26 protein-coding genes and 2 pseudogenes are annotated in these 23,521 nt (G+C 33.6%); 15 read left to right on the top strand and 13 right to left on the bottom strand.

The window, feature by feature from the left end; translation table 11 throughout:
- Window positions 1-335: 335 nt before the first annotated feature.
- A complete protein-coding gene (locus ACIQ7T_RS22480) occupies window positions 336-668 on the top strand; it encodes a DUF1093 domain-containing protein (protein ID WP_402873717.1) in 333 nt (110 codons plus the stop codon).
- Between the two features lie 81 nt (window positions 669-749).
- Here ACIQ7T_RS22480 and ACIQ7T_RS22475 read toward each other — a convergent pair whose 3' ends face one another.
- The gene (locus ACIQ7T_RS22475) at window positions 750-980 is read right to left on the bottom strand and encodes an NUDIX hydrolase (RefSeq protein WP_370078770.1); all 231 of its coding nucleotides are present in this window, start codon (window positions 978-980) and stop codon (window positions 750-752) included.
- Entirely contained in the window at window positions 971-1,399 is a 429-nt protein-coding gene (locus tag ACIQ7T_RS22470) for a hypothetical protein (RefSeq protein WP_402873714.1), read from the bottom strand. Before ACIQ7T_RS22470 ends, ACIQ7T_RS22475 begins: the two co-directional genes overlap by 10 nt.
- A gap of 184 nt (window positions 1,400-1,583) precedes the next feature.
- Here ACIQ7T_RS22470 and ACIQ7T_RS22465 point away from each other — a divergent pair.
- Together ACIQ7T_RS22465 and ACIQ7T_RS22460 are read left to right on the top strand one after the other, a co-directional pair.
- A pseudogene (locus ACIQ7T_RS22465) lies at window positions 1,584-2,312 on the top strand (MBL fold metallo-hydrolase).
- A gap of 104 nt (window positions 2,313-2,416) precedes the next feature.
- The gene (locus ACIQ7T_RS22460) at window positions 2,417-2,665 is read left to right on the top strand and encodes a hypothetical protein (RefSeq protein WP_402873708.1); all 249 of its coding nucleotides are present in this window, start codon (window positions 2,417-2,419) and stop codon (window positions 2,663-2,665) included.
- A 236-nt stretch (window positions 2,666-2,901) separates the two neighbouring features.
- Here ACIQ7T_RS22460 and ACIQ7T_RS22455 read toward each other — a convergent pair whose 3' ends face one another.
- Window positions 2,902-4,059 carry a Ger(x)C family spore germination protein gene (locus tag ACIQ7T_RS22455; protein ID WP_402873705.1) on the bottom strand — a complete coding sequence of 386 codons (1,158 nt, stop codon included), beginning with the start codon at window positions 4,057-4,059 and terminating at the stop codon, window positions 2,902-2,904.
- Window positions 4,060-4,269: 210 nt separating this feature from the next.
- A complete protein-coding gene (locus ACIQ7T_RS22450; protein ID WP_402873703.1) occupies window positions 4,270-4,677 on the bottom strand; it encodes a VOC family protein in 408 nt (135 codons plus the stop codon).
- A 169-nt stretch (window positions 4,678-4,846) separates the two neighbouring features.
- Between ACIQ7T_RS22450 and ACIQ7T_RS22445 the strand changes: the two genes are divergently transcribed.
- Window positions 4,847-5,029: a hypothetical protein gene (locus ACIQ7T_RS22445; protein WP_370078780.1), complete on the top strand. Its 183-nt coding sequence runs from the start codon at window positions 4,847-4,849 to the stop codon at window positions 5,027-5,029.
- Window positions 5,030-5,235: 206 nt separating this feature from the next.
- Here ACIQ7T_RS22445 and ACIQ7T_RS22440 read toward each other — a convergent pair whose 3' ends face one another.
- On the bottom strand, window positions 5,236-5,568 hold the full coding sequence (locus ACIQ7T_RS22440; protein WP_370078782.1) for a hypothetical protein: 333 nt from the start codon (window positions 5,566-5,568) through the stop codon (window positions 5,236-5,238).
- 187 nt (window positions 5,569-5,755) lie between these two features.
- Here ACIQ7T_RS22440 and ACIQ7T_RS22435 point away from each other — a divergent pair, with 187 nt between their 5' ends.
- Both ACIQ7T_RS22435 and ACIQ7T_RS22430 read left to right on the top strand, forming a co-directional pair.
- The gene (locus ACIQ7T_RS22435; RefSeq protein WP_370078784.1) at window positions 5,756-6,403 is read left to right on the top strand and encodes a pentapeptide repeat-containing protein; all 648 of its coding nucleotides are present in this window, start codon (window positions 5,756-5,758) and stop codon (window positions 6,401-6,403) included.
- A gap of 124 nt (window positions 6,404-6,527) precedes the next feature.
- Window positions 6,528-7,010, top strand: a complete 483-nt coding sequence (locus ACIQ7T_RS22430) for a PH domain-containing protein (protein WP_370078786.1) — start codon at window positions 6,528-6,530, stop codon at window positions 7,008-7,010.
- A 207-nt stretch (window positions 7,011-7,217) separates the two neighbouring features.
- Here the strand turns inward: ACIQ7T_RS22430 and ACIQ7T_RS22425 are convergent, their stop codons facing one another.
- Window positions 7,218-7,976: an SDR family NAD(P)-dependent oxidoreductase gene (locus ACIQ7T_RS22425; protein WP_370078788.1), complete on the bottom strand. Its 759-nt coding sequence runs from the start codon at window positions 7,974-7,976 to the stop codon at window positions 7,218-7,220.
- A gap of 130 nt (window positions 7,977-8,106) precedes the next feature.
- Here ACIQ7T_RS22425 and ACIQ7T_RS22420 point away from each other — a divergent pair, with 130 nt between their 5' ends.
- Both ACIQ7T_RS22420 and ACIQ7T_RS22415 read left to right on the top strand, forming a co-directional pair.
- Entirely contained in the window at window positions 8,107-8,991 is an 885-nt protein-coding gene (locus tag ACIQ7T_RS22420) for a LysR family transcriptional regulator (RefSeq protein WP_402873697.1), read from the top strand.
- 528 nt (window positions 8,992-9,519) lie between these two features.
- Window positions 9,520-9,762: a hypothetical protein gene (locus ACIQ7T_RS22415; protein WP_370078792.1), complete on the top strand. Its 243-nt coding sequence runs from the start codon at window positions 9,520-9,522 to the stop codon at window positions 9,760-9,762.
- Window positions 9,763-9,945: 183 nt separating this feature from the next.
- On the opposite strand, the gene ACIQ7T_RS22410 is transcribed toward ACIQ7T_RS22415, so the two are convergent.
- The gene (locus tag ACIQ7T_RS22410) at window positions 9,946-11,838 is read right to left on the bottom strand and encodes a M56 family metallopeptidase (protein WP_402873694.1); all 1,893 of its coding nucleotides are present in this window, start codon (window positions 11,836-11,838) and stop codon (window positions 9,946-9,948) included.
- Between the two features lie 2 nt (window positions 11,839-11,840).
- On the bottom strand, window positions 11,841-12,239 hold the full coding sequence (locus tag ACIQ7T_RS22405) for a BlaI/MecI/CopY family transcriptional regulator (RefSeq protein ID WP_370078796.1): 399 nt from the start codon (window positions 12,237-12,239) through the stop codon (window positions 11,841-11,843).
- A gap of 488 nt (window positions 12,240-12,727) precedes the next feature.
- Here ACIQ7T_RS22405 and ACIQ7T_RS22400 point away from each other — a divergent pair, with 488 nt between their 5' ends.
- Window positions 12,728-13,207, top strand: a complete 480-nt coding sequence (locus tag ACIQ7T_RS22400; RefSeq protein WP_402873691.1) for a hypothetical protein — start codon at window positions 12,728-12,730, stop codon at window positions 13,205-13,207.
- A gap of 115 nt (window positions 13,208-13,322) precedes the next feature.
- Here ACIQ7T_RS22400 and ACIQ7T_RS22395 read toward each other — a convergent pair whose 3' ends face one another.
- Entirely contained in the window at window positions 13,323-13,766 is a 444-nt protein-coding gene (locus tag ACIQ7T_RS22395; RefSeq protein WP_402873688.1) for a hypothetical protein, read from the bottom strand.
- A complete protein-coding gene (locus ACIQ7T_RS22390) occupies window positions 13,763-14,065 on the bottom strand; it encodes a PadR family transcriptional regulator (protein ID WP_370078802.1) in 303 nt (100 codons plus the stop codon). The genes ACIQ7T_RS22395 and ACIQ7T_RS22390 overlap by 4 nt, the downstream gene beginning before the upstream one ends.
- A gap of 408 nt (window positions 14,066-14,473) precedes the next feature.
- Between ACIQ7T_RS22390 and ACIQ7T_RS22385 the strand changes: the two genes are divergently transcribed.
- A complete protein-coding gene (locus ACIQ7T_RS22385; RefSeq protein WP_402873685.1) occupies window positions 14,474-15,241 on the top strand; it encodes an alpha/beta fold hydrolase in 768 nt (255 codons plus the stop codon).
- Window positions 15,242-15,528: 287 nt separating this feature from the next.
- Window positions 15,529-15,717, top strand: a pseudogene (locus ACIQ7T_RS22380) (transposase); the annotation flags it as partial.
- A gap of 27 nt (window positions 15,718-15,744) precedes the next feature.
- Here the strand turns inward: ACIQ7T_RS22380 and ACIQ7T_RS22375 are convergent.
- Together ACIQ7T_RS22375 and ACIQ7T_RS22370 are read right to left on the bottom strand one after the other, a co-directional pair.
- The gene (locus ACIQ7T_RS22375; RefSeq protein ID WP_402873682.1) at window positions 15,745-16,191 is read right to left on the bottom strand and encodes a GNAT family N-acetyltransferase; all 447 of its coding nucleotides are present in this window, start codon (window positions 16,189-16,191) and stop codon (window positions 15,745-15,747) included.
- 218 nt (window positions 16,192-16,409) lie between these two features.
- Window positions 16,410-16,598 (bottom strand): hypothetical protein, encoded by a 189-nt coding sequence (locus tag ACIQ7T_RS22370; RefSeq protein WP_370078808.1) that lies wholly within the window; start codon window positions 16,596-16,598, stop codon window positions 16,410-16,412.
- Between the two features lie 459 nt (window positions 16,599-17,057).
- On the opposite strand from ACIQ7T_RS22370, the gene ACIQ7T_RS22365 reads away from it, so the two are divergent.
- Window positions 17,058-17,534 carry a hypothetical protein gene (locus ACIQ7T_RS22365; protein WP_402873679.1) on the top strand — a complete coding sequence of 159 codons (477 nt, stop codon included), beginning with the start codon at window positions 17,058-17,060 and terminating at the stop codon, window positions 17,532-17,534.
- 216 nt (window positions 17,535-17,750) lie between these two features.
- Here the strand turns inward: ACIQ7T_RS22365 and ACIQ7T_RS22360 are convergent, their stop codons facing one another.
- Window positions 17,751-18,368 carry a hypothetical protein gene (locus ACIQ7T_RS22360; protein ID WP_370078812.1) on the bottom strand — a complete coding sequence of 206 codons (618 nt, stop codon included), beginning with the start codon at window positions 18,366-18,368 and terminating at the stop codon, window positions 17,751-17,753.
- Window positions 18,369-20,412: 2,044 nt separating this feature from the next.
- Here ACIQ7T_RS22360 and ACIQ7T_RS22355 point away from each other — a divergent pair.
- From ACIQ7T_RS22355 to ACIQ7T_RS22345, 3 genes are all read left to right on the top strand, one after another.
- Window positions 20,413-21,555 carry a retropepsin-like aspartic protease gene (locus tag ACIQ7T_RS22355; protein WP_402873770.1) on the top strand — a complete coding sequence of 381 codons (1,143 nt, stop codon included), beginning with the start codon at window positions 20,413-20,415 and terminating at the stop codon, window positions 21,553-21,555.
- Between the two features lie 89 nt (window positions 21,556-21,644).
- Complete coding sequence (locus ACIQ7T_RS22350; protein WP_402873676.1) at window positions 21,645-22,358, top strand: DUF2278 family protein; 714 nt, start codon at window positions 21,645-21,647, stop codon at window positions 22,356-22,358.
- 396 nt (window positions 22,359-22,754) lie between these two features.
- Window positions 22,755-23,432, top strand: coding sequence for a class I SAM-dependent methyltransferase (locus ACIQ7T_RS22345; RefSeq protein ID WP_402873673.1), 678 nt, complete (start codon window positions 22,755-22,757; stop codon window positions 23,430-23,432).
- The last annotated feature ends 89 nt before the right edge of the window (window positions 23,433-23,521 follow it).

Here is a 23,521-nt window from a genome sequence, read left to right as displayed (position 1 = left end):
ACAGCTTCGCTAATTACCCTAAAGATTAATCCTCCATTGCGCTTTTACAATTATGCCGGATTTCCTTAGAGTAAAGGAAATTCGGCTTTTTTTGGGGAGATTGTGTAGCATATTTTGTTCGTGTGTTATTGGGAGGGCTATGTCCATACTTAAAAGGAGAGATGAGCTAGGTAGGTATAGATATTAAGTTAAAGGTCGAGAGGGCAGTTCATAGATTTTTTAAAGATGACAATTTTGTCAACTAACTGTCATGTTCCGAAATTTAAGGTAGTGGAGAATTTATCTATACTCTTGTGTAACGAGATTATTTCGTTATAAAAGAGGAGGCATAAGAAATGAATATTATGAAATTCTTAGCAATGACAATTTTATTCACTACTTTCTTAGTTGGTTGTGGTGACAAGGGTGCTTTGATAGAAAAAGACTACTATGTTCAAATTAACGAGGAATTACAAACTCCAAATAGCAATGGCCATTTCGTATACGCACTAGAGGGCTATGATAAGGATGGAAATGAAAAGGTTGTAAGTTTTTTTGCAGAAAAACCTTATAAAAAAGGAACGATTGTCCGCGTCCCAAGAAGCTTAGAAGGATATACTGGTGATCCCAAAGTAATGAATGTGGATGACTTACCGGAAAATGTTAAGGGAAAATTTAATCAGAGCTAAACCCACGCCATTATAAAGCCCAATTTCTTAACATTAAAATTAAGAAATTGGACTTTTTTCACTCCATTAACTTTATAGCTATTAATCAAAAATCGTATCTTTATGAGGGTTTCTTAAGAATTCGAAAAGCATTTTGATTTGAACACCTGTATTTCTCTCTAATGAAAGGTTTGGTAAATTATCGTCATGATAAAAGTGTACTCCTTTTGTTTCCAAACCATTTCTTGCATGCCCGCCAATAATCTCACATTGAATAAACAATTTATAATAATGATATGGTTGAGGTGGATGAAGGTGCTTATTCATATCCAATAAAGTTCCGCCGCTAACCAAGAGAAGACCGCGGCTAAAACACCGAGTTCCGCCATTAACCAAGAGAAGGCCGCCGCTAAAACATCGAGTTCCGCCGCTAACCAAGAGAAGAGCGCCGCTAAAACATCGAGTTCCGCCGCTAACCAAGAGAAGAGCGCCGCTAAAGCATCGAGTTCCGCCACTAACCAAGAGAAGGCCGCCGCTAAAACATCGAGTTCCGTCGTTAACCAAGAGAAGACCGCCGCTAAAACATCGAGTTCCGTCGTTAACCAAGAGAAGACCGCTGCTAAAACATCGAGTTCCGCCGCTAACCAAGAGAAGAGCGCCGCTAAAGCATCGAGTTCCGCCGCTAACCAAGAGAAGAGCGCCGCTAAAGCATCGAGTTCCGCCGCTAACCAAGAGAAGACCGCAGCTAACACATCAAATTCCGCCGCTAACCAAGCGTATTAAAGAATATGACCAGTCGTTAAAATAACACACATTATTTATTATTTGTTGAGAGGGGCCATCATTTGTAAATAATAAAATTTAAGCGTTTCATTCTTTTATCATTTTTAGGGGGAGAAGTGGATAACTGATAATATTCTTTGTAAAATAAAGTAAATGTGGAAGAGAGGTTACTTTATGTTGAAATTTATCGGCTCTGGAAGTGCATTTAATACGAAATTAGGTAATAATTCAGCGTATTATAAAGTAGGAAATCAGATGTTGTTAATTGATTGTGGTAGCAATATTTTTCACCGAATTAAGGAAAATAGTTAACTGGAAGGTATCAAGCATATCCATGTATTGATCACTCATACTCATGCGGACCATGTTGGTAGCCTTGCTGATTTTATTTTTTATAGCTATTATTGCCATGGCGAAATGGCAAAACCTAATGTATCTGTTTATTCCGCTTATGATGTAAAAATTGAAGAATTGTTGGCCATTAATGGCATTATGCCAGGAGTTCAATGTTTCATAAAAAAATGTCAATCGGATACACAGTACACACTTAATTTCTGTAAAGTACTTTTCGAAAGGTCTAGTCATGTTAAAGAAATACCTTCTTATTCAATTGAATTATCTATAGATGACAAACTTATTTATTATACAGGAGATACAAATTACCTAAAAGAATCTTTACGAAATCCAAAGGTCTTCGATTTTGTTTATGTAGATACTTGTAAAGCTGATTATGAGGGCAATGTGCACTTGTCATTACGAAAACTGAGTGAGTTAGTGAGTTCTGAAGTACGTTCAAAATTTTGGTGTATGCATGTAGATAAAGGTTTTGACCGTCAAGAAGCTGAAACGTTAGGGTTCAATGTTGTAACGAACGAATTTTAACCTTTTAGAAAGCGAGTAGCGTCTTCTATTTCGTTTGGTTAAAAATGGTTAATCAACTCTCATAATGATAAAATTTAATTGTTATCTGAAAGGGGGAGAGAAGAATGGGATTCTTTATTGTAATTATCGGATTCATTATTTTAGTAGGTGTGATTAGCTTAATAAAAAAGGAATTCACTAATCATGATAGTTCAACAAGAAGTCATTCCAATCATTCGAGTACTCATATAGATTATAGTTCAACAAATACATTTGTATCCATGGAAGATTCAAATACAGACAATTGCTCGGATAGTGTCTCTAGTTATAGTGATACATCTAGTTGCAGTGATAGTAGTTCGTCGTCCGATTAAACGTCCGAATTTTTAAAAAAATAACAATTTAAAAAGCTGTAGCGTATGACAACGCTACAGCTCAGAATTGGTCTTGCCCTTATAATGGCTTAGCCATCAACAGCATTATAACACATAGAACGAAAAATCACAGTTCGAATGAGAATTTATTTCAATGAATTGAATAGATCGTTGGATAGCTGACACAAATGTGTTTTAACTTCTTTCATCATTATGCCAATACATCATTAATATCGCTATTCATTAATTGTTTCAGCAAATGTTTTTCGACCAGGATTAACTTTATTTACAGTAATACTTATTTTACTAAGAGTGTCGGCTGTCAATGGAATTTTGCCATCTTTCTGTACTTTTTTCCATGCCTTTATGTTTTTTCGGTATAGCTGCTCTGATAAGCGGAAAACATCAACATCCATTTGTAAACCTGCTTCATAGGATGTTTTTATATCTTTTTTAACTTCCTTAATAATACCTTCTCTTATTTGATCGGTAGTTACTTTCCCTTTGAAACCATTGATGATTGCATTTAATTTTATTTCCGCTTCAAATGTTACTTCATTGTTTTTTACAATTGGTTTAATTTTGGTACTTAATTTTTCTAAATCAACTGTTAAGTATTCTTTTTCTTTATTGTTTAATTTAATCGTTACGTCTCCCCGGGTTTTTTTATAATACATCCATTGGATACCCCTTGCCTCCCCATCATTTATATAGCCTTTAAATCCATCTTTTGAAACTACTCCGAAACCAGATAAAGCAGTTTCCTCTGTTGGTTTATCAGTCGTTTCCCAGTTTTTATTAATTGATACAAGTGGAATATTCACTTCATGACTCGGCTCATTTAAGTTGATAAGTAGTTTTCGCAAATCCACGGGCTCTACATATGTTTGTAGCTCTTTTGTATGCATTGGATTGCTTAGCTTTGAAGCTGTTAGTGATTTATTTAATATTGGTGTGACTAAAAGAATATCTTTAATAGAGTCCTTTGTAACATATGTCAATATTTGATATCTTGTTTCCCGATGACGTAAAAAACTGTCAATAATAGGAATGGAATTGCCGTTCTTTAAGGCATCCTCAGAAAAAAGAAGAAAAGTCATATGCCCCCAGAATACTTTTTGGTCGATGGAGCGATATAATTTAAAAAAGGCTTCTTCCATCGTTTTACCTTTAGCAAATCCAATTTCAGACGGTGCTGCTTGAGGAGTAGGCGCTTCTGATTTAGCTACATTCGCAAAATTAATGATTTGCATATATATTTCATATTGACCATCTTTATAATCGATACCAATTCCGTCAATATAGTACATTCTTTGTGGTTCAGTAACATCCCAACACCCGGAAAGTAATAGTACAGCTGCTAAACTTACTATTAACGTTATTTTTTTCTTCATTTTTTGATCCCTACTTTTAGAAATTCTGTGTAATCTTGCGGAGTAAAGGGGTTTTGCTTATAGTTTGGACAAAAAATGAAAGGATTATAAGTAGTGAAAAACTTAGAACAGCTATATTTAGCCATCTAAACAAAAGACCAGGACTCATTATTATAATGAGTCCTGGCGTATTTCTGAAAAAAGCGAAGAGATATGAAGAAAAATCCCTGATCACTTTATTCCCGTATTATCGCGAAGTTCTATAATAGTTCCTTCAGGTGCTTTTAACTTACATAGCTGGCCATTTTCAACCTTATAAAAAATTTCATCATTTTTGCGAATAAAATGAACATTCATATCCTTCAACCGTTCTACTTCTTGAGAGAGATAGTTCACCCATAAACAGAAATGTACAATGCCTTGAGCATTTGAATTGCATGTATCAAGGACTTCATTATACTTTCCAGTTTGGAGTTCGATATAAAATGCTCCAAGTTTTAACCAAGTATTAAAATGTCTATCGTGGAAATTTGGTGACTCCTGTGCTACTTCAAATCCTAATATTTCAGTGTAAAAACTTAAAGATTCATCATATGTATTCGTTTGTATGCAAATGTGGTGTACATATTTTTCAGCCATAAATTATTTCTCCTTTTATCTAATCTATATTAATGAAACAATCCGCATCGTTGAAATGGCACTTCCTAAATGATACCAGAATAGTTTATTACCGAGGAAATAACGTAACATTTAGCATATATTCTGACAAGTATAATTTACGCCAAAATGGATAATTTATATATCGGAGGTGATAATTTTGGCAAAAGAAAAACGCAATAAAAGTGAAGAAGAACAAGTAGAATTTGGAGCAGATTTAAGCCCTGATGATTTAGATGTGCGTGAAGAAAATGATCTAACTACTGAACAATTGAACAATGCATACAATGAAAAACAATACAACGAAAACACTTCCTCAAAACGTAATAAATAATTAAGGAAGAACGCATAATATTTTCTACCACAATCGTTTGGGTTGTGGTAATTTGAATTGAGCAAGAGTTATTTGTTCAGAACATATGAGGTAACTAAATCTAAAGTAAAACTCCTTAATATTAAGGCTGTTTTCCCAAGTTGCTTCTGATTTGGCTATCTTCTTCAACTAAAGCATTGTTAGTTTAATAAGGAAAGCTTACTTATTTACTCTCTTAAATCAATTTTCCATAAAAACTCATTTGAAATTTCCTGTGCAATTTTCAATATTTCATCCTCTAAATCACCATTAGAGTTATCTGGAAAGTCAATCCCAATTAAATTTATCTCCGTAAATTCATCTGCGGAATCATACGCATAATTACCTTGTAAATTAGCATTAATTCCTCTAATTATGATACTGGAGCCACTTAACTCCTTAGTAAACACTAGTGTACTTAGTTTAGTGCAACTCATATTTAATATTAAGAAATTTTCAATGACATCAGTTTTAATAAATAAGGCTAATTTATCTGAATGAATACTTATGTAATCGTACATACACTTCCCCCCGAATCAAAGATACTTAAGTATTCGATAATCAGCATACTTATTCTTGTATCTTATTGAATTATCCTGCTAACTTTATTTGAATAGCAACATTCTTTTCGAAAACAGCCTTTATTAAAGTTATATCAATTATAATAGAGTAGAATTAAGATAATAAAAGTGAGAAAGGACAAATAGAATGACGACAAAATTTAAAATTGAACTTCCGCTTATTCCAAATGATTTGGCTCAAGGAACTTTTGAAGACATTTTTTATGATGAAGAACCTTATCTATCGAATCAGCTAATTACGAATACAAGTAGAGAGAATGATAGTATTGAGCGTTTAATAGTATCCAAAGTAATGTTTCAAAAAGTATCTTTGATTAACTCGAATTTCAATAAAATTGATATGACTGATGTCATCTTTGAAAACTGCGATTTATCTAACTCAAAATTCAACGAAGGAATTATACATCGAGTTACATTTAAAAACTGTAAGCTGTTAGGTGTTGATTTCTCGGAGGCCCATTTAGGGAATGTTTCTTTTGAAGATTGTGTGATGAATTTATGTAATTTTGGAGTAGCAAGACTAAAACAAATTTGTTTTGTGCAGTCATCATTACGTGGGACAAGCTATTACGACTGCCAATTTAAGAAAGTGAAATTTGAACACTGTAATATTGATGAAGTTGATTTTAGCGACACGCCTCTCAACAATGTGGATATTAGTACATGCACTTTTGAACGATTAAATGTAACATTGAATAATTTAAATGGCTGTGTGGTTTCCACTGAACAAGCAATTGGCTTTGCTGAAGTGCTAGGTTTAAAGGTTAAACGATAATATTGACTGGCTACTCAATTGAATCCCATTCTTTACTGGTATTCTTTGTAATTAAAAGTATACTATATGAAGGAATAATTTCTATAATTAGTAAATCATTGATTATTAGAGGAGAGAATGAGCAATGGCAAAGTCTTTAAATTGTCCCAACTGTGCTGCAGCATTTGATCCAAAGGATAATAGTTGTGCGTATTGTGGTAGCTATATTATTACATCAAAAGCTAAACAAATCACTTATAATTTGGATGAACAAGAACCCAAATATAAAAAAATCTTTTTTCATGGAAATGAAATGCGTGAACATGAAATACCAATTCGCTCGGGCTTTGCAAATATGTTTTACAGTATAACTCGTTCTGATGGTGGGCGACTATTATTAACAAACCAACGATTAATTTTTTGTGTGCATGCTATCAATTTAAATCCTCATTTATATTGGGAGTTGGATTTAAAAGAAATAGATCGAACTGAACTCGGCTTAAATCTCTTCATATCGCAAAGATTCCATATTTTTGAAAGAGAAGAAAATGAAACGATATTTGTCGTTTATGGTGGGAAACATTGGCTAAATGAACTTACTAATGCTTTAGAGAAGATTAGTGAGTAACTTAGGAATGCAAATACATAGGAAAGAGGGAAAAGGCATGAACGTTTACGAGGATTGTATTACGTTTATGTTTTTTTATTCCCCATAATATGTTTTCGTTGTTGGTTGAACAGATATTGTATTTGAATAAACAATAAGACCAAGATATCCGTCTTGGTCTATTTTTTGTCATTCTATTATTTAGGAATAAATATTTACGAAATTGACTTAGTGAGCAACTTGTCCGCCATCTGCTACATAAACATAGCCGTTACAGAAGCTTGCAGCGTCTGAAGAAAGGAATACAACGACTTCAGCAATTTCTTCTGGTTTAGCAGCTCGACCCAATGGAACGTTAGAAACAACTTCGTTCCAAACTTCAGGATTATCTTTCCACATTTGAGTCATTGGTGTTTCTGTTAAACCAGGTGCGATAGCGTTTACTCGGATACCGTCTCGAGCGTGGTCAATTGCAGCTGCTTTTGTTAAACCCGTTACGGCATGTTTTGCTGTTACGTATGGTGCCATATTTGGATCAGCAATGACACCAGCTACTGAAGCTGTATTTACAATTGTACCACCGCCATTAGCAACCATGTATTCAAGTTCATGTTTCACCGCAAAGAATACACCTTTAACGTCAACTGCCATTACTTTATCAAAAGTAACTTCTTCAATATCAACGAATTTTGCTGGTTTGTTTAAAACGCCTGCATTGTTGAATGCGTGATGTAATCCACCGAATTTCTCTACTGTCTTTTCAACAAGTAATTTCAATTGCTCTGGGCTTGTTACATCTGTTTTAAAGAATACTGCTTCTCCGCCTGCTTGTTGAACTAGTTCTACAGTTTCTTGTGCACGGTCATCAACATCGCCAATAGCAACTTTCGCGCCACGACGTGCAAAAGCGATTGCTGTAGCACGGCCAATACCAGTAGCTGCTCCAGTGATTAAGACAACTCGACCTTCAAAATCTCTAACATTCATAATATTGCCTCCCCATATTTGTAAGTCTACTTTACATGTGTAGTATAGCTTTCACTAAAAAACGTATTCAATATTTTTGAATGAATGAGCTTATTCCTTTATAGTAATAAGCATAAGAAGGTGACTAATAATGCAATTAACTCAATTAGAGTATTTTATAGTAGTAGCCCGCTTGGAGCATATGTCGAAAGCGGCATTGGAATTAGAGGTTTCGCAATCTTCATTAAGCAAAACGATTGCTCGTTTAGAGGATGATATTGGAGTACCACTCTTTGATCGAAAAGGGAAATCTATTCGTTTGAATGAATATGGACGCATTTTTTATGAGAAGGTGGAAAAGGCTCTAGATGATTTACAAGAGGCAAAATCAGAAATTCAAGAACTCGCAAATATACGAGAAGATAGTATAGCGATTAATGTAATGAATTCAAAACTACTGCCAAAATTATTTTATGATTTTTATAAAAAACGCCCAAATGTTAAAATCCGACAGTATTTATTACCTGATAAATTAGCGCTACAAAAATTAATTTGTGGTGAAATTGATTTAATGATCGTCATTAATCCAATTAAAGATGACAGAATAGAGTGGGTGCCATTATTTACAGAAGAAGTCTTTTTAGTAGTGCCGAAAGATCATCCCCTAGCTGCTAAAGAAAGTGTTTCACTAATCGAGGCTAAGGATGAATTGTTTATTTTGTCAGAAACAGGACAAAATTTCCGCACAACAGAAAATCAATTATTTGAAAGAGCAGGCTTTACTCCGCAAATTGCCTTTGAAGGTGAAGATTTATCGATTATTTTACAATTGGTGAACGAAGGAAAGGGCATCTCTTTTATTTTTAAATATTCATTTTTAGATCAGTATTTAGACAATGTAAAGATATTAAAAATTTCAAATCCTGATTGCTTTCAAACGGTAGGGATTGCTTGGAATAAAAAGAGAAAAAGTTCATTTGTCGCAAATAGTTTTCGTGATTTTGCTATTTCATTTTTGAAGGATAGTACAATATAAGATGTGGGGAAGGTATATGAAGCGGGGCTAATTACATGTTTGTTTTTGGGGGTTAAATAAAAAGGGTCACTTACAGGCTAGTGACCCTGAATAAAACTATATGGAGCTAGTAAACTTATGGGGTTTTTTCACCTTAATAGAAGCTATTTCTCCGCAATTCTGACACAGAGTGAAAATAAGTGGAGATCCATTAGAAAAAATTGTGTCAACTGGTCTTAAAGCAGCGTAACCATCAAGTTTCCCCTGAGAAAATGAATCACTACCACAAGACTTGCAAATCAATTTATTGTTTTCCATAATATCACCTCAGTATGTAATTTGTGTAAAGTGTAACATAAAAACGGCCGAGGCGTTATAGACGCTAGCTAGACAAAGTAGTACACAACAAAATAAGTATGAATGAACTAGAAACATTGATCATAACACCATACAAGGATACAGAGGTGTTACAGAATAATTTCTAAATAGAATATTGTGAAACTTATTTAAACTTAAGTCGTAGTAATATATAAGAGGGGAGGGATTAACTTGAAAAAACACTTATTATTTGCAGGGGTTTTTACGCTGGCTTTTGTCGTATTGCAAGTACTTTCAGGTATGCTATTAACAATGTTTTATACGCCTAGCAACCAATGGGAAGAGGCTTCGACTTTATCATCACAAGTGGTGTTTGGAAATACAAGCTTTATTCCGCCACTTGTTATTTCTTTAATAGCACTAGTAATTGCTTTTGGTAGTACCAAGCTAATCAATAAAAAGGTTGTGCACTAAAAAAGGAAGGGATTCTTTTCCCTTCCTTTTTGAATGAAATAAAGCTGTATTCAAAAATGATACTTTAGTATTGATAAATGATATGATAAACGCCTAAAAATGGCGCTATTTTTAACATAAAAATTTTTTCATTTTTACCTTAAAAATCTCTTCTTGTTGTTGATGGAATTAGACTTACTACATTTATTTCAAAAATGAAATCATGATTTTTTCTAACTCTGCCTTATTTAAAACATCATCAATGATTACTATTTGATAGGCACTGTCCTTTCCTTTTTCAGGAACAATCATCTTCATGGCTTTACTATTTTCTCCAGTACTTTTAGCAAAAGTGAATTGTGTACCTTCCAGTTCATAACTTTCTATGTTGTCATATATACGTTCATAGAAAGGATCTTTGCCAATTTCTATAATGCCAGGTTTTCTTGGTTTTTCTAAAATAGCAGATTGATAAATTTTAAAGCCAAACTTCCTCTCGCCTCTATATTCTGAGTGAATGACTGGATTCAGTTTCTTCGTCGTAATAGCTGTTTCAACTTCTTCCTTCTTTAGTTCGTAACCTCCCGGTAGATAAGCTGGCTTCTTTATCGGAAAATCAACTAACTCCTGTGCTTCTTCTATAGTAAATGTGAAATGTGAATAGATTTTTTTCCATAAGGGTCCAGCAGCTTTACTAATTTCCTCTAATTTTTTATGTTTATCCGGATCAAAATGTTCCGGTCCCCCTAAGGCTCTCATCTCTTTAGTAATAGTATATTCTTCTGTTTCCAAATTGATTAATTGATCAAATTCCTCTTTTGTTAACACATTACGTGCTACTTCAATTTCTTCAAGTATAGCTTCATATCTATTCTCTGAGGTATGAAAATCTGCAAATGCCTGTTCTTTTGTACCAATCATTTTTTCTACAATTTGCTGTATAGGAACTTCAGTTTTTGTTTCTTTCATATCATTACTAACTTCAATTTGTTCTTTCGTTGGTATATCTGCTCGTGCATTTACTAGAGATATAGAAGATACAGCAATTACAGTAGCAACTCCAAATAGAGACCAGCGATAAGAGTTCTTTTTAAACTTTTTAATCATCAAAATTCTCCTTTTTAAGGTTCTTTTATTTCTACTTAAGTTTGCTAAACTTGGTACTTGATAATAATTGGAGTAGTGTTCTAAAAGGCTAATAATAGTATGACCATATGCAAGTTGCTCTTTTGGATTTATATATGTAAGAGCTAACGCATCACAGGCTAGTTCCTGATCTTCCCGCATGCGAGAGTACGCATACCAAAGAATGGGGTTAAACCAATTTAAAATGAGTAAGCTATACATAAGCCAATTCACACCAACATCACTTCGTTTGATGTGGGCTAATTCGTGATGGAAAACGTATCGTAACTGTTGCTCATTTAGCACTTCCGTGTGTACGTTTGACAATAAAACTTTTGGCCGAATAAAGCCGAACACAGTTGGACTCGATATCTTTCCAGCTAAAAACAGTGGGATATCTTGTTGTACAGACATAGATTTTTTACAATTCTCAAAGATAGTGACAATCCTTTGATCTGTTATCATCGATTGTCCTTTTATGTAAAGAAATAAACGCCTGTTTATAATGATGGTAGTAAAGCCCAAAATGATGACTCCAGTAAGCCAAATGTATACAAGGATTGTATAAAAAGAAAACGGTTCATCATTTCGTTTTGTATTATTGTGTATTTGTTTTTTATTTTCCTCAGCTACTTTGGGTGAACTAGATATATATGAAACATTTTTTGTGGCTATCTTTGAATCGTCTATAACTTCTAATTCTTGCTCATGTTCTTTTGAAGTAGTAGCTACAGTTCCATTACTAAAGGAAAAGATAGAATAGATACTGTAGGAACTATCTAGTGACCAAGGCAATAAAAGTCTAACAATTAATATCATCCATAACAAATATTGCCACCGTGGAGTTAACTGATTTCTAAGCAAAATTTTCACACTTAAGATTAGAGCGACTAGTATACTTGCCATAATTGAGGTTTCTAACACCCAATCAAAAAAACGAGGTAGATAGAGATTTACGAAGATATCTATCATTATTAGCGATCCTTCCTCTGATTTTCCTCAGACTTCTCATCCAGAATACGTTTGAGTTCGTTAATATCTTCTGAAGACAGTTTTTCTTCTTTTAAGAAATTCACAAGTAATGGTTTAAATGCTGCTCCATAGAAACGCTTAAGTAAGGATTTTGTTTCTACTTGTAAATAACATTCTTGAGAAACTAAAGGATAATAAGCATACGCACGCCCTGTGTCTTGATGATAAGAAATAGCTTCTTTTTGAACTAACCGATTAATAAGCGTCCGAATCGTCTTCGGTTTCCAATCTGTTGTTGACTCTAGTACTTTAATAATTTCATTTGCTGTTTGTGGATATTTTGACCAAAGAACTTTCATAATTTCCAATTCAGCTTCAGATATTTTAGGTAATTCTTTCATAATTTGAAATTCACCTCCAAGTATTACAACTGTAATCCGTAATTCGATATTACATTTGTAATCCTTGGTTGTCAACTATTTTCCAATTGCTAAATAAATGCTCTTGAAGCGGAAATACAATTAAACAACAGTGAAGAAAGCAATTTTCGTCTTAAACAAGCATTTAAAACACAGGTATTATGTGAATAGTAGTGAAAGTAGGGGGTTTTACAATGACTGTAAAAGACATTCTGTTGAAAGGGGGCTGCAATTTGGCCTAAAGTGATTTCGTGAAATTACTCGCATTTAATACTGTAAAATTAAGTATTTGTTTATTCGGTGGACAGTTGTTTAAATTGAAACAAAACCCAAATATTCTAATAAAAAAATTGGCAGAGCATTGTTGCAATAAATATGGTATAAAGTTCTATATTTTAGTATAATATTCTATGTTTTTAACAAAAACAAATTTCCTTTATTAGGATAAAGGGCTGAAGGAAGGTATTTTATTGTTATATTTAGGATTGATCATGATTGCTTGTTTATTTTTATATTTACAAAGAGCTTCATTTTCATTGGTTGCTGATTCAAAATTACGATTACCAATTAAAAGAATGGATAAGTTAATTGTGTTTGCTCCTTTTGTTACAGTAGTCGTGTTTTCTATTCTTTTTTTAACTGTACTGAAGGGACAATTAGCTGATAGAATATCGCATGCTTTAATCGTTTTTAGTCTTTGGATTTTTTTCACTTATTTCATAAAAACCTTATTTGGTTATTGGAACAATAAAAATATATTATTGGCTTCTTTAGTTGGAATCCCTTTGACACTATATTATATTTTCCAATTGACTCCGTTAGACAACTATACAAAGATCGTTTTTCTGAAAATAGGGAATGTATCATTTATCGTAGGACTAGTATTAATCGTTTTATTTTATTCGAATTATTTACATAACAGGAAGTTAGAATTGGCGGAGGATAATTAAAGAATGGGGCGATTTTAATTTATTCGCCATTAGAAAATAGAAGCGTATTCGGGAGAAATCGAATACGCTTTATTAATTATAATTAGTTTTATGTTATAGAGTTTTTATACGATAGTTAATTAGTTAGTACTAAAAATGTAATAAAACTCAAACCATATATGCCCATAAATCCGAGACTCATTTTCGATAATTTAGTGCTGATTGAAAAAGCCATTTGTAATCCTTCTTTAAAAAGATGCACAATGAAAATAGATACTGCTAAGAAAAACGATACCATTGCAATGATTAACGCAATTTGTTCCATAAAAATGACCTCCTGTGATGATCTGTATTGTAGAATAATAAGTATATTAATCAAACCGACAAGCAATAATACATTACTCATTCGAATGCCAAAAACTTCTCGTTCTTTTATTTCGATTTTCCAAGCATCAACTATACCTCTGAGTAAATCAATCGTCATAAAGAATGTCCAATCTTTTTGTTCTAATAGATCAAATAATTCATCGCCATATCGTTTTCTCCAACTTTTTGGATAGAAATAAATTAACCACTTCATATAAGCCCAAGCCTTTTTGCGCCAAGTGTAGTTATTGCTTGGATATCTTTAATTTGGTTGCTTAAATATTCACGTCCGGCATCTGTTAGCCTGTAAGGTTTTTTGCGATCATCTGATTCAAGCACTTGAATATAGCCCGCATTTTCTAAACGTGTAATTGCTCCATATAAAGTTCCAGCACCTAACTTAATACTATAATTCTTTTCAATATCCTCCATAATTGCATAGCCATGACAATCTTTTTCTGCCAGACTAATTAAAATAAACAGTGAAGGCTCTGAAAATCTATCCTTTTTCATACAATATATCCTTTTAAAAGTTTATTACGTTTGGCGATATAACGTATAACGTAATAACAACTGTTATTTCCAATTCGTGCAATAATAAGCTATTTAAAAGAGAGAAAAGGCCTAGCCTTTTTGCCATTAACTTTTCCTTGTCAAAACACAAACATTGCTGTTTCGAGTTATAACCCTAATCATAGAAGGAACAGGTATTTAATTTTATGCAAGACTTAAGGCTTAAAGCATTACCCGAAATTATGCATAGTGGCATTAATAATACGTGATAAGGAATAGGAGTTAAAAGTTATGTTGCTCATGACTCTAACAGGAGTTTGGAAAATGAAAGATTATTTGCCAGGTCTCTAAGAATCATTGTGGAGATATAAGTAATATAAGGCCTATAATTGGAATAGGTGATTAAAAGTGAATAAACAAAATAAAAAGATAATCTATATCGGTGATAATCGCAGTCTGTATACGAAATATCAATGTACCAGTGCTCCGAGTGTCATCTTTATAGCTGGATTAGGCGATAGCTTTGAGATATGGAAAAAGGTCCAAGATCGAATATCGGATGTAACGTCAACCTTGTCCTACACAAGGGTGGGTATTGGAAGTAGTTCAGTAACAGCTGTCCCGCAAACTTGTCATGATTTGGTCGAGGAGCTTTCAGAATTGTTGCAAGAACTTGACGTAAAGAAACCATATATACTAGTAGGACATTCTTTTGGTGGTTTAATCGCGAGATTGTCTGCCAGTCTCAATCCACTCGATATTTGCGGCATGATTTTGGTTGACGCTGCACCGGAATTTAAAGAACTTGCTTATGAACAGGTTTTACCGGAAAATCTGGTTGCAGGAAATAGAGAATATTTAGAAAACCCTTCGTTGAATAGTGAAAATATTGATAAAATGCAGAGCTATAAGCAAATTGTTGATCATTCAAGACAAACTGACCTTCCTCTCACAATTATTGCAAGAGGTTTACCTGATAGTGGAGAAGAGGGATGGCCATCTCAAAAGATATTGGAAATTGAACAAAATCTCCAAGCAGAATTCAAGAAGCTGTCAACGTCAAGCAAGTTTCGGATTGCTAGTCATAGTGGACATTATATACATCATGATGAGCCAGAGATTGTGATTGAGGAGATTATACTTATGTTAAAGGAAATCGAAAAAGCACTTAATTGAAAAAAGATGAATGATCTTTTGAGGGCACTGAAAAAGTCTATTCTTCTCACATTGCGAGGTATTCATTTGGCACTGTGACTCTACTGTTGTTTTCCAAAGCATTCCGCTCGCTTTCCGCGGGCGAGCGCCGAGCCTCCTCCTACGCTTCACTTCGTGCGGGGTCTCGTCTGTCTCGCTTTCCCGCAGGAGTCGAGCGATGCTTCTCCAAACAACGCAATGTATCACACTATTATTTTAGTCACGCTTTCCTTTATATTAAAAGAATTAATGTGTAGGTGGTGCCCCCGATGATTTCAAATCAAGAAACCCTTAATTTAAGTCCATATATGGCGATCTACGATATTGTTGTGCCAAAAGATAATATACTTCGCCAAATCAATGAACTTGTTGATTTTTCATTCATTTTAGAAGAGTTAAAAACAAAATATTGTTTAGACAATGGACGTAAAGCCATTCCTCCAATTCGTATGTTACAAATGGCAAACCATATACCTACATAAAATTTAAAACACGTTAACTTTCATTAGAGAAAGTTGACGGTCAGGAAACACAGTAGATGGAGTAGAGCCAATATTCTTCGCTCCCATTTTTAAATAAAAACCTTCCGCGTTAGGTTCACTATCAAGAGTAAACTCGCTTATTCCTAACTCCTTCGCTTTATTTAATAAATGGTCCCATATCATTCTTCCTAATCCTTTACCGATATAATCAGGATCTATAAATAATGCATCCAATTTCAATTCATTTATAGTAAAGCTATAAAATGCTACTATCTTGTTGTCACTCTCCATTACGTAAACGGGATTTTTTTCTATGTACTCTTTTGTTACAGTTAAATCATCTTTACATTGTTGTAGAAAATCTTCTGTATATCCCCAATAGGCTTTTGACTTATAAGCTAAATTGCTTAATAGATAACAATCTTGAACTTTTGCAGTTCTAATCAACATAATAATTCCTCCGAAAAATCATTTTTATGAAAACATTGAACTTAGACTCCGTTTTATTCATTTATTACCATAATATTAAAGTTGGAAATATTGAAAGTAAAGCGACTTATGGGCATCTACGGAGCATCGGGAAATGGCAAATTAATAATATGCGTAGATGCGCGAAGTGAAAATTCGAAGGAAAATGTGCAATAAAAAAGCCAATTAAAATCTTCTAATCAGCTTCTGTTTTTTAGTTTTTTTCCTGTTTCAATACCCGCACCAAAAACTACTGATACCATACAAATGAAATAGAGTATTTGTTGGAAGCTATCTGCCGTCCAATATCCAAAAAAATTCATGAATACAAGGATGACAAATAATATTGCAGAAACAATGAGAGAATAAAAGCTAAAATTATGAGACATTTCAAATCCTCCAATATATGTTAATTAAACTACGATTTCAGGTTAACATAAATTAGGCGTTAAAACCAAATTATTACTGCACAATTTGAGGGAAAAGGTGTGCTTGATTTTTGTGGAACAATAGAGATATACCGTCATTAATCTGGGAGTATCACATTAAATCTTTATTTAAAAAAATACAGCGCATTAGTAAGAATGGTTGTAAGATATTTACAGGTAGGTGTTTAGATTGAAAAGATTAGGTCTTAGCGACATTTGTATAGGTTGTGGTGCAAACGCGACTGACCATGACTGCGATTGGGTTACTTGTTTTAGTTGTGGTTATTCAGATAGCGGGGTTAGAGAAGATAGTCACATATCATTATTATCATTGTGATTTTGAATCTGATCAAAGTAGAAGAATGTGTGAATCGTTTTAGAGGATTATGTGTCATAACAAGTTTAAGGAGGAATTAGAAAATGGGATTAGATATTACTGCTTACAGAAAATTGGTAGTTGTAGAAAACCCTGAATTAGATGAAGATGGCGAAGTACTAGATTGGGATAACCAATGGAAACTTGGTGAAAGTATGGAATGGTCTGAAGAAAATTTCCCTGGTCGTGGTGAGGGTGTTAATCCACAAACAGTTTATACATGGGAAGAAGGTATTGAATTTTGTGCAGGTAGTTATAGAGGATATAACTGGTGGCGAGCAAAATTAGAGGAATTTTCTGATGGTAATGACTTCCAAGAATTAATAAATTTTGCCGACAACGAAGGAGTTATAGGCCCAATAGTTTCTAAGAAACTTGCAAAGGATTTTGCGAAAAATAAAGTAAAAGCAGAGGATTTTGCAAAGTCCCTAGATAATGGAGATTGGTGGATAGGTCAGTACGAACTATGGCAAGATGCGTTCGAAATGGCTGCAGATAATGGAGCAGTAGAATTCCATTGATGAATATTTTGAAGAAAGAAACTATAAAAAGGGTCACTTGGGATGGAGTGACCCTTAGTAACAAGCTTCGGAGGTGTAAGGCTAAATTAGCTTTACATTACTATTAATATGTCGTGATAGTTTTTTTGTATAGTTCATAGCCTGAGAAATAGATTTTTTAAAAAACACTAATTCGATTTGGAGCACATGTGTATGCACACAGGGGCTCGAATTTGATTAGATTTTGTTCCAAATAACCATAAATTGTGCTGCTTCAGACTCAAGTGCAATTAGATGATCTTCAGTAGAGGGTTCATCTGAAATTAACCTACCTTTTTGAACGTTTAAAATTGCTGGTTTTATATCAGGAGAATGATCAATGGTGAAATCAGATTGTTTTAATAGTGTTAAAGATGAGCGGCATTTATTTTTATCAATTCGTTCGTCCTTCCCTTTGAAATATAACTTGATTAAGTGTGGAACACCATCAATCATTAATCCAAGTTCTGGTGATGAACGGACAGTTAAATAATCGCTATACCAATTGGATTTGCCAGGGTCAAACCATTCAATTTCTTTATTTTTTATAAATTTTAAATGTGCTTTGGCTGCTTCCAAGTAATTCTTTTGTTTAGCTTGAGAAACTTTGTTAGCAAGAGAAATTAGGTAATCGTTACTAAATTCCTTCTCATGAAATTTTCGGATACCATCCCGTAAAGGTTTCCAGTAATCAAAAGCAGGATTGTAATCATCTTGATATTTTATTTGTCTAACCATTGAAGTCTTACCAGTAACGCCTTTGAAAGTAAAGTCTGTAAATTGCGTTAGACCGATAGATACTTTTTTTGAAGACACTAATAACAACTCCTTTATTTGTAAATATTCCACGAAATACCTTAGATAATTTTCAGGAGGTTGTAACATGAATAAATCAACGGTCGTGTATTAACGACTAACAAGCATCGTAAGGCAATCTACGAAGCTATCGGAGCAAGGGAAAACAAATGTGTTTTTGGAAAATTACAATGTAAACAGCATATGATATTATTCAAATTTTAGAAGCACTACAAATAAGTCAGTAAATTGATTTCATAGAAGTGGATAGGATCATTAATGGACTGCAACAATTAGAGGTGCCAAATGTTCAAAAAAGTTATCGTTGCATGAATGCTTGGTATTAGTGGATAAGTGATGGTTCAGAAGCTGAAACGGTTAGTGAATTATCTTTATACGCCAGAGGATGGCCGAGATCAGAAACATATAGAATTTTGTGTAATATGGGAGTTACTCATTATAGTCATTAGTGTATCAGTAAATATTGCATGCTGATAATTAAAAAGCTGCCTAACAGTTACCTGTTAAACAGCACATGGATATTGTAAATATAAAACAAAAAACAGGAAAAATCAACAAATTTTTTAAGAGGGTGTTGTCATTGAAAAAATGTTTATCATCCTTTTTATAGTTGTTTTAGGTGGATCCAGTACTAATAAAGATTTGTTAAATACGGAGTTACAAGAGCCTTTTAATACAAAGGCTGTTTTCGTAAAGATTGTTGCTATTCAACTAACGGTGCAGTTTAGTGAAAGAATAGATTGGAGGAAGAGTAATGACAAAAAAAATTAAAAGGTTTAGTTTCTTTAGGTTCTGTAATAACTGCAATTGGTTTTATATTGCTATTTTTCAGTGTTGATATTGGATTATCACTTGCTGAATATCGGATAGTTACACAAGGTGGGATGGACACTTCGCAATACCTAATTGTAATTGAAGGTTATACAAATAATTTCTTAGCTGCTGGAAGTATCCTTTTTGGGATTGGTATCTCCACCATCATTTTTGCTTATTACAAGATACTTAATATTAACGAATAGAAGTAATAAATATTGTTTTTCTTATTCAAGTAACGGGTGGTTTCGTATTATAAGGTTAACCAGTTTTTACTGGTTGACCTTTTTTTAATAGAATTTATTATATCAGTAGCCAGAGTAGGACGTACGGGTGCGTGGGACAATGATCCCGTTAACTAAACTGTCCAGTTTAAGAAAAATTTACGAAAGCTCAAAACATAAAGATCGGATTAATCTACAAAATGTGTAGGTTAAACTTGGTCTTTTTGTTTTAATATCAACAATCTATACGAAAACAGCCAATACAAAAAATATTACAGCTATAGATTTGAATGAAATAATAAAATTTGATTGGGAAAAAGCATATCTCTTTTCGCCATATACCCCGAGGGATAGTCTTAACAAGATGATAGGTTTGGAATTTAATGATAGTAGAATAGACACGAGTGATGATATTTATTTAATAGTTTTTATCAACAAGGAGAAGGTCGTTCATTACTCTGAAATTGATAGGCAACAGTTAGAGTTTTCTGTCGCTAATGGTTCCTATCTTACTCCAGAGAACTCTTTGATAACAATTACACGGCCATAATTCATAATAATATTATGACAATGGAAAAGAGCGTAGGGGATATACTTTTAAGTTCATTATGGGAAAAAACTATAAAAAGGGTCACTTGGGATAGGAGTGACCCTTAGTAACAAGCTTCGGAGGTGTAAGGCTAAATTAGCTTTACATTACTATTAATATGTCGTAATAGCTTTATTTGTATAGTTCATAGCCTGAGAAATAGTATTAAAAATAAAAAGTTGTAGCGTGGTATGAGCAATTAGTAAGCATATGAAGCTTTCCAGTACAAAATATTTAGAGACAGAAACAAATTTGAATCAGATGGGGAAGTAGTCGAAAGGCTGCTTCTTTTTAGTTTTTCAAAAAGGTTGGATACTTCAACTAACGATGAAATTCAGTTTAGTTAGAAGGAATTTGTTGGAAGTATAAAGAAGTAATAAAGAAAAATAAATTCTTTGTGGAAGGGGATAATTTGAAAGTGATAGACAAAATGGAGAAGTTTGATTTTGCAACTTTAGAAATGAATGATGAACAAAAAGAATTTGCCTCTGCTTTAACATTAATTACAGAAGGAAAAGAATGTTTGGCTGCAGAAATTTTAAAGAATCTGTATTGTGAGCCTCATGATTTTTCATTGCGAAGTAGTTGTGCCAAGATTTTATTTGAGCTTTATTTTACTAAATCTGAATGGAAACAATTAGAGATGCTCGGCCTTCTTGATGATCAAAGCATTGATCAAAGCAATCGTTTAATTGCGAAAGCTTGCAGCAAGTCTGAACAAACAACGTTCTCCTTCTTAAACGATGAAATACGTATTCCAATGAAACTAAGTATTTCTGGCTCTCCAACGGTTGATGTAATGATTAATGGAAATAAAAAAAGCTTTTGGTTAGATACCGGAGCAGGGATGACCGTCATCTCAAATGCTTTAATGAGTGACTGTAATATTAATATTGTGAAAGATGAAGAATTGGAGGTTGGAAATTCAACAAGCCAAAATTTTAGTGCCGATTTGGCCGTCATAGATTCAATTGTCATACAGGGGCTAACGATTCATAATCAGCCTACATTGGTGTTAGCGAATGATTTATTAATGATTCAAAACCCTAAAACAGAAGAAATAATGCAGGTAGACGGTATCATTGGATGGGATATCATACAACATATTTTTCTGGAAATCGACTATGGCCGAAAACAGGTAATAATTCAGAAACCGCAACAAAAAGATGGTGTAGAGAACAACCTTTTCTTCTGTGGGTATCCGATTTTGAAAGTGAAAGGTCAGAATCAAGTCCCGTTGTATTTCGGTTTAGACACCGGTGCGAATAAGAGCCATTTTGGACAACCACTCCTATCGAAAATCGAGAATCTTAAAATAGCAAGAAGAAAGGTACATTCAGGAGGCTTCGGTGATGTAAAAGAAAGAGAATTAGACAGCATAGAAAGTTTAATTGTTAATCTTAATGAGAATCAGTCGATCAGCTTACACAACGTGAGAGAGATGTTGACAGATCTTGCTACTTTTTTCAAGCTAGACGGTGTTTTTGGTAGTGATATTGCTAAGGATGGGCGTATGGTGATTGATTATATGAATAGAAAGTTTGAACTTGTGTTTATCTAATGATGCTGCCAAGAGTCAAGCAATTATTATTATGTATTTAATCTTGGTATAAGGTTTTATTATCATAACTTTATAGGAGGTAATAGTTCATGCCCTTATTCAAATACGGAGTGCTAAAAGGTAAGGTTGTTGACGTGAGACCTGTGGATTCATATGATAAGACGCCCCATTACGAAGTGCATATCCGAGCAACAAAGAATGATCAAAGTGAGGAAGATTATAGGATTGCGATCAATGTTGCCTCTAAGGTAAAGCCTTCAGAAGTCCTATATTTTGTTAGTGAAGATTTTAACTCTAAACAAATAACAATTATTCCAAATTACGAAGAAGGATTTACAGAAGTTACTAATGAAAATCGCGAAATTGCATTAGATTATATTCGTGGTGGCTTATTTGATCCCTCAAAAATGATTCCTCTCCCTGCAACAAAAAATGGACCAGACAATGACTTAAATGAGAAAGTTAATAAATATATGCAAGAGGCAATGACTAAAAAAGCTACAGTTTATGCTTACGGAGAAAAATTTAAAACTGAAAATGAAAGAGATAAATATTTCGGGTTTTCTCCAGGCAGAGGCATTCATGATATTCATATGAATCAAGGAAATAGTAGGGATTTTAGAACAGACGACGGGATCTGGCAAGATGGTGGTGTACTCATTCATTTTGAGGAAGAGAATAGATGGGTTGGTATATTCCTAGCTTTCCAATCGCAGTCTTGGTGTACAGATGACTTTGGACATGCCACTAAGCCAGTTAGTGTATGTAACCATACAAATAGAAAATCAGTAATAGAAATTTAAAAAATCTAATTGAGTATAAACGTATTTTCATTTTAGGTTGCTTCACAGTTAATAGAGTAAGAAACGTTTATATATCAACGTTTCTAGAGGATAAATGAAGCTGATTTTGCAAAAGAGCAACCTAACAGCAACATTTATCCTCTCTTTGTTCCCAAACTAGTTTTTTTGAGAAGTATATAGATAAATTCTAAGAATATCGAATACCTCATAATCCATTTATATCAATGTTACATACATACAATCAAAATAAGGCTTATACAAGAATTTCATTTCAAATAAAAAGGTATTAATGTTATAATATGGAAACGAGAAAAATAGTATGCAACAAACGTCATTTTATTGAAAACACAATGTAGTGCTTTTCGAAATGCAAGGTAGGGAAGGAGGTCAAAATAAATGAAAATTACTATGCGATATGGGGTTGACGCTCCATTTTGGGTTGCCTTTTTAATTATTATCGGGCTGGTATTTACGTTATCGGGTGTAATTGGTTCAGTCAATGGATTTGTATTGGGCTATGGTTTGATTTGTCTTGTGACGGGCCTATGGATGTTTACATACTCAACAACAATCAAAATCGCACACAGAGAGGTGATTTTGAGCCTTGCACAAGTTAAATCAGGTGATGAACTTCTTGATGTGGGAACAGGTCGTGGACTTTTAGCTATTTCTGCATCTCAAAGGGGTTGTAAGGTGACAGCCACTGATATTTGGTCAAAATGGGATTTGGGGGGGAATGGAAAAGCTAAACTACAAGCTAATATGGTTGCTGAAAGTGTGAAAGAAATCGACATCATGGATGCTGACGCTCGGGAACTTCCATTTTCGGACGAAAGTTTCGATATTGTTGTCTCAAACTTCGTAGTTCATAACATTAAAAGTGTAGAAGGAAGAAGGAAGGCGATTCTTGAAATGTGGCGAGTTTTAAGACCAAATGGTCGAATAGTCATTTCTGATTTCAGTAAAACTTCTGAATACATTCAAATATTGAATTCAGTTTCCAATCGCGTTGAAGTAAAGCAATTTTTTTATACATTTCCGTTTTCAAAAGCTGTTGTTGTGCAAAAGATTTAAGAAATCTATAAAAGAAAAAGATGTATTTACTAAAAGGTTCATATAACAGGGGGCAGAATAAAGAAATGATGATTATAAGTTTTCTTTTA

Origin of the sequence: Lysinibacillus sp. NPDC096212, assembly GCF_044763105.1 — a bacterium.
Classification (GTDB): Bacteria; Bacillota; Bacilli; order Bacillales_A; family Planococcaceae; genus Lysinibacillus.
This window is presented reverse-complemented; position numbering and strand designations above follow the sequence as displayed.

Bases quoted from the DNA above. Each gene is read 5' to 3' on its own strand.
- ACIQ7T_RS22480 (WP_402873717.1), top strand. From the start codon at position 336: ATGAATATTATGAAATTCTTAGCAATGACAATTTTATTCACTACTTTC.
- ACIQ7T_RS22460 (WP_402873708.1), top strand. From the start codon at position 2,417: ATGGGATTCTTTATTGTAATTATCGGATTCATTATTTTAGTAGGTGTG.
- ACIQ7T_RS22455 (WP_402873705.1), bottom strand. From the start codon at position 4,059: ATGAAGAAAAAAATAACGTTAATAGTAAGTTTAGCAGCTGTACTATTA.
- ACIQ7T_RS22450 (WP_402873703.1), bottom strand. From the start codon at position 4,677: ATGGCTGAAAAATATGTACACCACATTTGCATACAAACGAATACATAT.
- ACIQ7T_RS22440 (WP_370078782.1), bottom strand. From the start codon at position 5,568: ATGTACGATTACATAAGTATTCATTCAGATAAATTAGCCTTATTTATT.
- ACIQ7T_RS22435 (WP_370078784.1), top strand. From the start codon at position 5,756: ATGACGACAAAATTTAAAATTGAACTTCCGCTTATTCCAAATGATTTG.
- ACIQ7T_RS22430 (WP_370078786.1), top strand. From the start codon at position 6,528: ATGGCAAAGTCTTTAAATTGTCCCAACTGTGCTGCAGCATTTGATCCA.
- ACIQ7T_RS22425 (WP_370078788.1), bottom strand. From the start codon at position 7,976: ATGAATGTTAGAGATTTTGAAGGTCGAGTTGTCTTAATCACTGGAGCA.
- ACIQ7T_RS22420 (WP_402873697.1), top strand. From the start codon at position 8,107: ATGCAATTAACTCAATTAGAGTATTTTATAGTAGTAGCCCGCTTGGAG.
- ACIQ7T_RS22410 (WP_402873694.1), bottom strand. From the start codon at position 11,838: ATGATAGATATCTTCGTAAATCTCTATCTACCTCGTTTTTTTGATTGG.
- ACIQ7T_RS22405 (WP_370078796.1), bottom strand. From the start codon at position 12,239: ATGAAAGAATTACCTAAAATATCTGAAGCTGAATTGGAAATTATGAAA.
- ACIQ7T_RS22395 (WP_402873688.1), bottom strand. From the start codon at position 13,766: ATGAAGTGGTTAATTTATTTCTATCCAAAAAGTTGGAGAAAACGATAT.
- ACIQ7T_RS22390 (WP_370078802.1), bottom strand. From the start codon at position 14,065: ATGAAAAAGGATAGATTTTCAGAGCCTTCACTGTTTATTTTAATTAGT.
- ACIQ7T_RS22375 (WP_402873682.1), bottom strand. From the start codon at position 16,191: ATGTTGATTAGAACTGCAAAAGTTCAAGATTGTTATCTATTAAGCAAT.
- ACIQ7T_RS22370 (WP_370078808.1), bottom strand. From the start codon at position 16,598: ATGTCTCATAATTTTAGCTTTTATTCTCTCATTGTTTCTGCAATATTA.
- ACIQ7T_RS22365 (WP_402873679.1), top strand. From the start codon at position 17,058: ATGGGATTAGATATTACTGCTTACAGAAAATTGGTAGTTGTAGAAAAC.
- ACIQ7T_RS22350 (WP_402873676.1), top strand. From the start codon at position 21,645: ATGCCCTTATTCAAATACGGAGTGCTAAAAGGTAAGGTTGTTGACGTG.
- ACIQ7T_RS22345 (WP_402873673.1), top strand. From the start codon at position 22,755: ATGAAAATTACTATGCGATATGGGGTTGACGCTCCATTTTGGGTTGCC.